Here is an 8,313-nt window from a genome sequence, read left to right as displayed (position 1 = left end):
GACTCGCATGACGCAGTCGTTCGAGCTTCCGGTGGACAAGCGCCGGGACGTCCTGGACCCGGTGCCGGAGCTCCTGGAACTCAACGCGCGGGCGCCGCTGTTCCGGCCGCCCGGCGGGATGCCCCACTGGATCGTGACCGATCGTGAGGTGGTGCGGCAGATCCTCGCCGACGCCGAGCGGTTCTCCAGCATGCCGCCGCCCGAGCCGGACGGCCGCAAGCCCGATCCGCATCCGGGGAGTTTGTTGCAGACCGACGGGGCCGAGCACAGCCGGCTGCGGCGGCTGGTGGCGCCGATGTTCACGGTGCGGCAGATGAAGGCAATGGAGCCGATGATGGCGCGGATCGTGGAGCAGCGGCTGGAGGTGCTGGAACGGGCCGGCCGCCCCGCCGACTTGATGCGCCACTTCGCCCGGCCGGTGTCGGGCCTGATCCTCGCCGAGCTGATCGGCCTGCCCCGCGACGACCTGTCCGAGCTGTCCCGGCTCGGCGACCACCGGGCGTCCGGGCACAGCCCGCGCAGACACCCGGCGACGTCGGAGTACGTGGGGCACTTCCGGAAGCTGGCCGCGGCCCAGCGCCGCGATCCGGGCGAGGGCCTGGCCGGGATGCTGATCCGGGAGCACGGGGACGCGGTGTCGGACGAGGAGGTCGCCGGCATCTGCGAGAGCGTCGCCAACGGCTCGATCGAGAACACGGCGGAGACCATCGGCCTCGGGGTCCTGGCGCTGTTGTGCCATCCGGACCAGCTGGCCCTGCTGCGGGAGCGGCCCGCGCTGATGGACCGGGCGGTGGAGGAGCTGCTGCGCTATGTGTCGGTGGTGGCGTCCGTGTCGCCGCGGACCGCGCTGGTGGACGTGGAGATCGGCGGGGAGCTGATCAAGGCCGGCGAGGTCGTGTCGTGCTCGGTGTTCGCCGCGAACCGCTGCCCGTACGGCGGCGACGACGGCACCGCGGACCGGCTGGACATCGCCCGGGAGCCCGGCAACCACCTGGCGCTGGGCTTCGGCGTGCACTTCTGCCTCGGCGCGGCGCTGGCGCGGCTCCAGCTGCGGATCGCGCTGACGGGGCTGCTGGAACGCTTCCCCGGCCTGCGGCTCGGCGCCGGGGTGGAGGAGCTGCGGTTCCGGTCGCTGGCGCCGCAGTTCGGCGTCGAGACGCTGCCGGTCCTGTGGTGAGGCCGGTGGCGGACACGGCACACACGGCTGATACGGCACACACAGCGGACACCGCAGGCACCGCGGACACCGCCCGGGTGGGCATCCGCGTGGACCGCGACAGCTGTGTGGGCTCGGGCGCCTGCGCGCTGTTCGAGCCGGAGTTCTTCGACCAGTCGGAGGACGACGGCCTGGTCGTGCCGCGGGCCCGGGAGGCGGGCCCTGAGGCCCTGCCGGCGCTGCGCAGGGCCGCGTCCCGCTGTCCCGCCCGCGCCATCGCGCTGGTGCCGTCGGACGGACAGGGAAGTGCCGGGTGGGACCGGTCTGACTGAACGGCCCCGCGGGGCGCCCGTTGCAACCCTGGTGTGACCGGGCGCCCCGTAGAACTTCTGGTATGCCGAATAACCATCAGAAGCGCATGACCGGGCCCCTCCTGGCGGTGCTGTCCGTGATGACAGCAGGAGCACTTCTCGCCGGCTGTTCGTCGGGCGACAAGGACGCGACCGTGACCAGCGAGGGCGGCGCGGACTCCTCCTCTTCCAGCGCGGGCGGCACGGAAAGCGCGGGCGTGGCCTACGCGAAGTGCATGCGCGAGCACGGTGTCTCGGAGTTCCCCGACCCGGAGAAGGACAGCGGGGGCGGCGTGAAGCTCGTCATCCCGCAGGGCGTCGACCAGAACTCGCCGACCTTCAAGTCGGCCCAGTCCGCCTGCCAGGGCCTGCTGTACCAGGGCGACACCGGTGATGCCGCCGGCAGCCGGGCCTTCGACGCGACGAAGGTCGCCGCCTGGGCGAAGTGCATCCGTGAGAACGGCGTACCCAACTTCCCCGACCCGCAGGTGAACGGGAACACGATCGTCATCGACGCCAACGCCTCCGGCCTGACCGGGCGGGACGACCCGAAGTTCTCGAAGGCGGCCGAGGCCTGCTACAGCATCCGGCCCGGCGGCACGCTCGCCTTCATGGGAGGACCGCAGGGATGACCAGTCAGGAGGAGGGGACCGTCGCGCGGGCCCCCGAGGAAGCGCCGGGCGTCGACGGCGGGGAGCTGGAGCTGCGGCCCGAGGCCATCCCCTCCCCTTCCTACGAGGGGAGCGGCGGCGCCGTGGACGAGGCGCCGGTGGACCGCCGCCGTCGCCGCCGCGGGGTGCGGATCGCCCTGGTCGTCGCGTGCGCGGCGGTGGTCGCCGCGGCCGCGGCCGGTGCCGCCCTCGGGGTGTTCGGCGGCGGGGACGACGGGACGGAGGCGACGGCGCCGTCCGGGCCGCCCGCCACGACGCAGGTGAAGCGGACGACGCTGACCAGCTCGCAGGCCCTGGACGGGCAGCTCGGGTACGGCGACACGGTGGCCGTGCAGGCCCCGGCCGCGTCCGGCTCGGCCGGGTCCGGGCAGGCGCAGGGCGGGGGCGGGGCGGCCGCCGGGATCGTCACCTGGATGCCCTCCGACGGCGACACCATCACCCGCGGCAAGCCGGTCTACAAGGTCAACCAGGAGTCGGTGCCGCTGCTGTACGGCTCGGTGCCGTTGTACCGGACGCTGAAGCCGGGCGTCAGCGGCAGCGACGTCAGGATGCTGGAGAAGAACCTGAAGGCGCTCGGCTACGACGGCTTCACGGTGGACTCCGACTACACCTCGGACACGGCCGCCGCCGTCGAGGAGTGGCAGGACGACCTCGGCCGTACGGAGACCGGGGAGGTCGCGCCCGGCGACGCGGTGGTGGCGTCCGGCGCGCGGCGGGTCGCCAAGGCGGGCCTCGCCGTCGGCGACAGCCTCACCGGTGACGTGCTCACCTGGACGGGCACCGACCGGGTCATCTCCGTCGACCTGCCCGTGCAGTACGCGGACCTGGCGAAGAAGGGCGGGAAGTCGACCGTCACGCTGCCGGACAACACCACGGTGACCGCCGTGGTGACGGACATCGGTACGCCGACCTCGTCGGGCGACTCCGGGGGCGAGGGCGGGGACCAGCAGAAGTCCTCGGGCTCGGGTTCCTCGAACGCCACCGTGCCGGTGGAGCTGAAGGTCGAGGACGCCAAGAAGCTCGGCGCCTACCAGGCGGCCTCCGTCAGTGTCGAGTTCGCGGCCGAAGCCCGCTCGAACGTGCTCGCGGTGCCGATCAGCGCCCTGTTCGCGCGGCCGGGCGGCGGCTACGCGGTCGAGGTGGTGACCGGGACGAAGACCGAGTACCGCGACGTGAAGCTCGGCATGTTCGGCAACGGCATGGTCGAGGTCTCCGGCACCGGCATCACCGAGGGCACCGTCGTGGGGGTCCCGAAGTGACCGTCACCGCCCACCCGGTGATCGAGCTGGCCGGGGTCGGCAAGTCGTACGGGGACGTGGCCGCCCTGGTCGAGGCGGACCTGGTGGTCCACCGCGGCGAGATGCTCGCGGTCGTCGGCCCCTCGGGCTCGGGCAAGTCCACCATGCTCAACATCATGGGCACCCTGGACCGGCCCACCTCCGGGACGGTGGCGATCGCCGGGCACGAGGTGGACTCCCTCAACGACCGTGAACTGTCGGCGCTGCGGGCCGGCACCATCGGCTTCGTCTTCCAGCAGTTCCATCTCGCCTCCGGGGTGTCCGCGCTGGACAGCGTGGCGGACGGCCTGCTGTACAGCGGACGGCCGCGCCGGGAGCGGCGCCGGGTCGCCGAGGTGGCACTGCGCCGGGTGGGCCTGGGGCACCGGCTCTTCCACGAGCCGCAGCAGCTGTCCGGCGGTGAGAAGCAGCGCGTGGCGATCGCCCGGGCGGTGGTCGGCGATCCGCCGCTGCTGCTGGCCGACGAGCCGACCGGCGCGCTGGACTCCCGCTCGGGGACAGTGGTGATGGAGCTGCTCCACGAACTGCACGAGGCCGGCACGACGGTCGTCGTCATCACCCACGACCGGGACATCGCGGCGTCCCTGCCGCGCGAGGTCAGGGTGCGGGACGGCCGGATCGAGCACGACTCGGGATCACCGGGGCCGCGGGCCCTGACGTACACGGGGGTGGGGCGATGAGCACGGCGTATCCGGCGCTGCCGGCCGAACGGCAGCGGCCCTGGGCCGATCTGCCCCCGCCGCCGCGCCCCAAGGCGGCCCGGCTGAGCCTGTCGGACGTGGCCCGGGTGGGCGGCTGGGGTCTGCGCTCGCGCCCCATGCGGGTCTTCCTGTCGGCCCTCGGCATCGCGATCGGCATCGCCGCGATGATCGGCGTGGTGGGCATCTCCACCTCGTCGACCAACGACCTCAACAAGCAGTTGGAGGCGCTCGGCACCAATCTGCTCACCGTCGCCCCCGGCACCACCATGACCGGCGACAACGCCCATCTGTCGGAGGACGCCGTCGCCATGATCGCGAACCGGCCCGAGGTGCTCTCGGCCTCCGCGACGGGCACCACGGACGCGAAGCTCTACCGCAACGACCGGGTGCCGGCGGTGGAGTCGGGCGGTCTGACGGTCAGCGCGGCCCGTACGGACCTGCTGCGCTCCATCGGCGGGAAGATCGTCGACGGCCGCTGGCTCAACAACGCCAACAGCCGCTACCCGGCCGTGGTGCTGGGCGCGGAGACGGCACGCAGCCTGGGCATCCACCGGGCCGGGACGGACGTCCAGGTGTGGCTCGGCAACCGCTGGTTCACCGTGGTGGGGCTGCTGGCCCCCAACGAACTGCTGCCCGCCCTTGACACCCAGGCCTTCGTCGGTTGGACGGTCGCGGAGAAGGAACTGTCCTTCGACGGCTACCCGACGACCGTCTACACCCGGGCGAAGGACGCTGAAGTCGAGACGGTGCACAGCGTGCTGGGCCCGACGGTCTCCCCGGAGGACCCCAACGAGGTCAACGTCTCCCGCCCCTCCGACGCGCTGGCCGCCAAGCACGCCGCGGACAAGTCGCTGAGCGGGCTGCTCCTCGGCCTGGGCGGGGTCGCGCTGCTGGTCGGCGGGGTCGGGGTGGCCAACACCATGGTCATCTCGGTGCTGGAACGCCGCTCGGAGATCGGACTGCGCCGCTCACTCGGCGCCACCCGGGGCCAGATCAGGGTCCAGTTCCTCGCCGAGGCGCTGCTGCTGTCCGGGCTCGGTGGCCTCGGCGGTGTCCTGCTGGGCATCGGGGTGACCGACGGCTACGCCGCCTATCAGGGGTGGGCGGCCCTGGTGCCGCTGTGGGCGATGGCCGGGGGCCTGGCCGCCACCCTCGCCATCGGCGGACTGGCCGGCTTCTACCCCGCGGTCCGCGCGGCCCGGCTCCCTCCGACGGAGGCCCTCGCGACCAACTAGCCGCCCTGGACGGTGGCTTGACATTCCGGACCGCGGCGCCTCCGTCGCCATCCCCCGCCGGCGGAGGCGCCGCACCCTGGTCGTCCGGTGTCCAACTGCCCGGGTCGGCCGGTTGGACGAGCTGTCGCGCCGGGCGCCCGCAGGTCAGACTGTGAGCCGGCTCCGCCCGGCCCCCGTGAAAAGTGAATATCTATTGCCGCGGATTGTTTCCCCGAATTGGTGAACCTTGTTCGGCCCATATGGCTCGGGCTAAGGTTTTCCTATCCATCGAGGAATTAATCCGATCCGCGGGAGTGACTAATGGCGAACCCGTTCGATGATGAAGACGGGACCTTTCTGGTGCTCGTGAACAGGGAAAATCAGCACTCGTTGTGGCCTGCATTCGCTGAAATTCCGAATGGCTGGCGGCTCGTTTTCGGAGAGGCCTCGCGCAAGGAATGCCTCGCCTATGTGGAGGAGAGCTGGACGGATCTCCGTCCGCAGAGCCTCATCGACGCCATGAAGGAGACCGAGGCGGCCCGCTAGTGGCCCGCCCGACCGCAGCGACGCTACCCAGGGAGTACCCGTGGCCATGATGGGCGGACCCGTCATGATCCGGTCCGACGGGCCGGATTCCTCGAACAACACCCAGCGGGCGAAGCCCGGAACGACGAGAAGGATCATCCCGTACACCCGCGGGCACCGCCGCTCCATCGGCTTCCTCGTGGTCTGCACCACGCTGAACGCCCTGTGCGCGGTGGCCCCGCCCCTGCTCCTGAAGTACCTGATCGACGACGGCATCATGGCCGGCGACAACCGGACCGTGGCCTGGCTCGCGGGCGCGGTCGCCGCGGTCTCCGTCCTGGCAGCCGTGGTGGGCTTCGGGGAGAGCTGGTTCTCCGCCAAGGTCAGCGAGGGGCTCGTCTACGACCTGCGGGTGCAGGTCTTCGACCATGTGCAGCGCCAGTCGCTGGCCTTCTTCACCCGCGCCCAGACCGGCGCGCTGGTGAGCCGGCTGAACACCGACGTGATCGGCGCCCAGCAGGCGGTCACCCAGATGCTCTCCACGGTGGTCTCCGCCGGGCTGACCGTCCTGTTCGTGCTCGGCACGATGTTCTACCTGTCCTGGACGATCACCCTGATCTCCCTGGTCCTGGTCCCGTTCTTCATCCTCCCCGGCCGGCTCGTCGGCCGCCGGCTCCAGGGCCTGGCCCGACGGCACATGCAGGTCAACGCCGAGATGGGCTCGCTCATGCACGAGCGGTTCAACGTCGCCGGCGCGCTGCTGGCCAAGCTGTACAGCCGCCCGGACCGGGAGACCGCCGGCTATGCGCGGCTCGCCGCCCGCGGCCGGGACATCGGCGTGCGCAACTCGGTGTCGATGAAACTGCTGTTCCTGTCGAGCATGTTCATCGGCTCGATCGCCACCGCCGTCGTCTACGGCGTCGGCGGCACCCTCTCCGTGAACGGCGTCTTCGAGGTCGGCACCCTGGTCGCCCTCGCCACGCTGCTCACCCGGCTGATGGCACCGGTCGGCCAGCTGTCGAACGCCCAGGCCGACGCGATGACGGCGCTCGTCAGCTTCGACCGGCTCTTCGAGATCCTCGACCTGAAGCCGCTGGTCACCGAGAAGCCCGACGCGGTGGCGCTGCCCCCCGCGAGCGCCCGCGAGACGGCCCCGGGCGTCGAGTTCCGCGGGGTCTCGTTCCGGCACCCGAGGCCCGCCGACGTCTCGCTGGCCTCCCTGGAGGACTTCGCCACGCCGACGCGCGAGCAGGCCGGCGACAGCTGGGCGCTGCGCGACCTCAGCTTCACCGTGCCGGCCGGCAAGCTCACCGCGCTGGTCGGCCCGTCCGGGGCGGGCAAGACCACCGTCACGCATCTGGTCCCGCGGTTGTACGACCCGGAGGAGGGCACCGTCCTCATCGACGGCCGCGACGTGCGCGACCTGACCCTTCAGTCGCTGACCGACACGGTCGGCATGGTCACCCAGGACGGGCACCTGCTGCACACCACCATCCGGGAGAACCTGCTCTACGCCCGCCCGGACGCCACCGAGGAGGAGCTGGTCGCGGCCTGCCGGGCCGCCCAGATCTGGCGGCTGGTCGCCTCCCTGCCGGACGGCCTCGACACCATGGTCGGCGACCGCGGCTACCGGCTCTCCGGCGGCGAGAAGCAGCGCATCGCCATGGCCCGGCTGCTGCTCAAGGCCCCGCCGGTGGTGGTGCTCGACGAGGCGACCGCGCACCTGGACTCCGAGTCCGAGGCCGCCCTGCAACTGGCCCTGAAGACCGCGCTCGCGGGCCGCACCTCCCTGGTCATCGCGCACCGGCTGTCCACCATCCGGGACGCGGACCAGATCATCGTCCTGGACCAGGGACGGATCGCGGAGCGCGGCACCCATGACGAACTGCTCGCGCTCGGCGGGCTCTACGCCGAGCTGTACCGCACCCAGTTCGCCACGCCGGCCCTCATCGACGAGGAGGTGGCCGAGGTCGAGGAGGCGCCGCAGCAGCGGGTCCCGGAACCGGTCGGCCACGGCCACGGGGGGCCGGTCTTCTTCGGCCCCGGCGGCCCCGAGGGCCCGGGCGGTCCCGGCGGCCCGGGGATGGCGGGGGGCCCGGGGATGCCCGGACCAGGCCCCGGGCCCGGACCGCGGCCGGTCGTCTTCGGCCCCGGCCCCCAGGGCCCCGGCGGACCGGGAGGCCCCCGGCCCCACTGAGTACGACCCGGAAGACCGGTGCCCGCGACGCTCCCACGGCGTCGCGGGCACCTCTTTGCCCAGCTCACACCCACACCCCCTAGAGGTAGGGGGGAGGACCGCTCGAACCGCAGGGGTTTCGCCCAGGATGTCAGGCTGTTAATTTCGGTCACATCTGAAGCATGCAAATGTCGACCTTGTGAAATCGCTCCCCCCACATTC

The 8,313-nt window shown here is 72.1% G+C and carries 8 protein-coding genes; all 8 read left to right on the top strand.

What is annotated here, in order from left to right; translation table 11 throughout:
* Positions 1–7: 7 nt before the first annotated feature.
* The 8 genes from EJC51_RS23070 (at position 8) to EJC51_RS23035 (ending at position 8,112) form a co-directional block, all read left to right on the top strand.
* A complete protein-coding gene (locus EJC51_RS23070; protein ID WP_126272834.1) occupies positions 8–1,177 on the top strand; it encodes a cytochrome P450 in 1,170 nt (389 codons plus the stop codon).
* Between the two features lie 5 nt (positions 1,178–1,182).
* Positions 1,183–1,488, top strand: a complete 306-nt coding sequence (locus tag EJC51_RS23065; RefSeq protein ID WP_165951290.1) for a ferredoxin — start codon at positions 1,183–1,185, stop codon at positions 1,486–1,488.
* A gap of 86 nt (positions 1,489–1,574) precedes the next feature.
* Entirely contained in the window at positions 1,575–2,138 is a 564-nt protein-coding gene (locus EJC51_RS23060) for a hypothetical protein (RefSeq protein WP_244362801.1), read from the top strand.
* Entirely contained in the window at positions 2,135–3,436 is a 1,302-nt protein-coding gene (locus EJC51_RS23055; RefSeq protein ID WP_126272832.1) for a peptidoglycan-binding protein, read from the top strand. Before EJC51_RS23060 ends, EJC51_RS23055 begins: the two co-directional genes overlap by 4 nt.
* Positions 3,433–4,155 carry an ABC transporter ATP-binding protein gene (locus EJC51_RS23050; RefSeq protein WP_126272831.1) on the top strand — a complete coding sequence of 241 codons (723 nt, stop codon included), beginning with the start codon at positions 3,433–3,435 and terminating at the stop codon, positions 4,153–4,155. The genes EJC51_RS23055 and EJC51_RS23050 overlap by 4 nt, the downstream gene beginning before the upstream one ends.
* A complete protein-coding gene (locus EJC51_RS23045; RefSeq protein WP_126272830.1) occupies positions 4,152–5,411 on the top strand; it encodes an ABC transporter permease in 1,260 nt (419 codons plus the stop codon). Before EJC51_RS23050 ends, EJC51_RS23045 begins: the two co-directional genes overlap by 4 nt.
* A 300-nt stretch (positions 5,412–5,711) precedes the next feature.
* Positions 5,712–5,936: an MbtH family protein gene (locus tag EJC51_RS23040; RefSeq protein WP_079306987.1), complete on the top strand. Its 225-nt coding sequence runs from the start codon at positions 5,712–5,714 to the stop codon at positions 5,934–5,936.
* Between the two features lie 46 nt (positions 5,937–5,982).
* Positions 5,983–8,112: an ABC transporter ATP-binding protein gene (locus EJC51_RS23035; RefSeq protein ID WP_126272829.1), complete on the top strand. Its 2,130-nt coding sequence runs from the start codon at positions 5,983–5,985 to the stop codon at positions 8,110–8,112.
* The last annotated feature ends 201 nt before the right edge of the window (positions 8,113–8,313 follow it).

The organism is Streptomyces aquilus, from assembly GCF_003955715.1.
Classification (GTDB): domain Bacteria; phylum Actinomycetota; class Actinomycetes; order Streptomycetales; family Streptomycetaceae; genus Streptomyces; species Streptomyces aquilus.
Note: the sequence above shows the minus strand (reverse complement) of the source record. Positions and strands in the feature narration are given on the sequence as shown.

Excerpts from the sequence above, each read along its gene's own strand:
- EJC51_RS23070 (WP_126272834.1), top strand. The coding sequence starts at position 8 with ATGACGCAGTCGTTCGAGCTTCCGGTGGACAAGCGCCGGGACGTCCTG.
- EJC51_RS23060 (WP_244362801.1), top strand. The coding sequence starts at position 1,575 with ATGACCGGGCCCCTCCTGGCGGTGCTGTCCGTGATGACAGCAGGAGCA.
- EJC51_RS23055 (WP_126272832.1), top strand. The coding sequence starts at position 2,135 with ATGACCAGTCAGGAGGAGGGGACCGTCGCGCGGGCCCCCGAGGAAGCG.
- EJC51_RS23045 (WP_126272830.1), top strand. The coding sequence starts at position 4,152 with ATGAGCACGGCGTATCCGGCGCTGCCGGCCGAACGGCAGCGGCCCTGG.
- EJC51_RS23040 (WP_079306987.1), top strand. The coding sequence starts at position 5,712 with ATGGCGAACCCGTTCGATGATGAAGACGGGACCTTTCTGGTGCTCGTG.
- EJC51_RS23035 (WP_126272829.1), top strand. The coding sequence starts at position 5,983 with ATGATGGGCGGACCCGTCATGATCCGGTCCGACGGGCCGGATTCCTCG.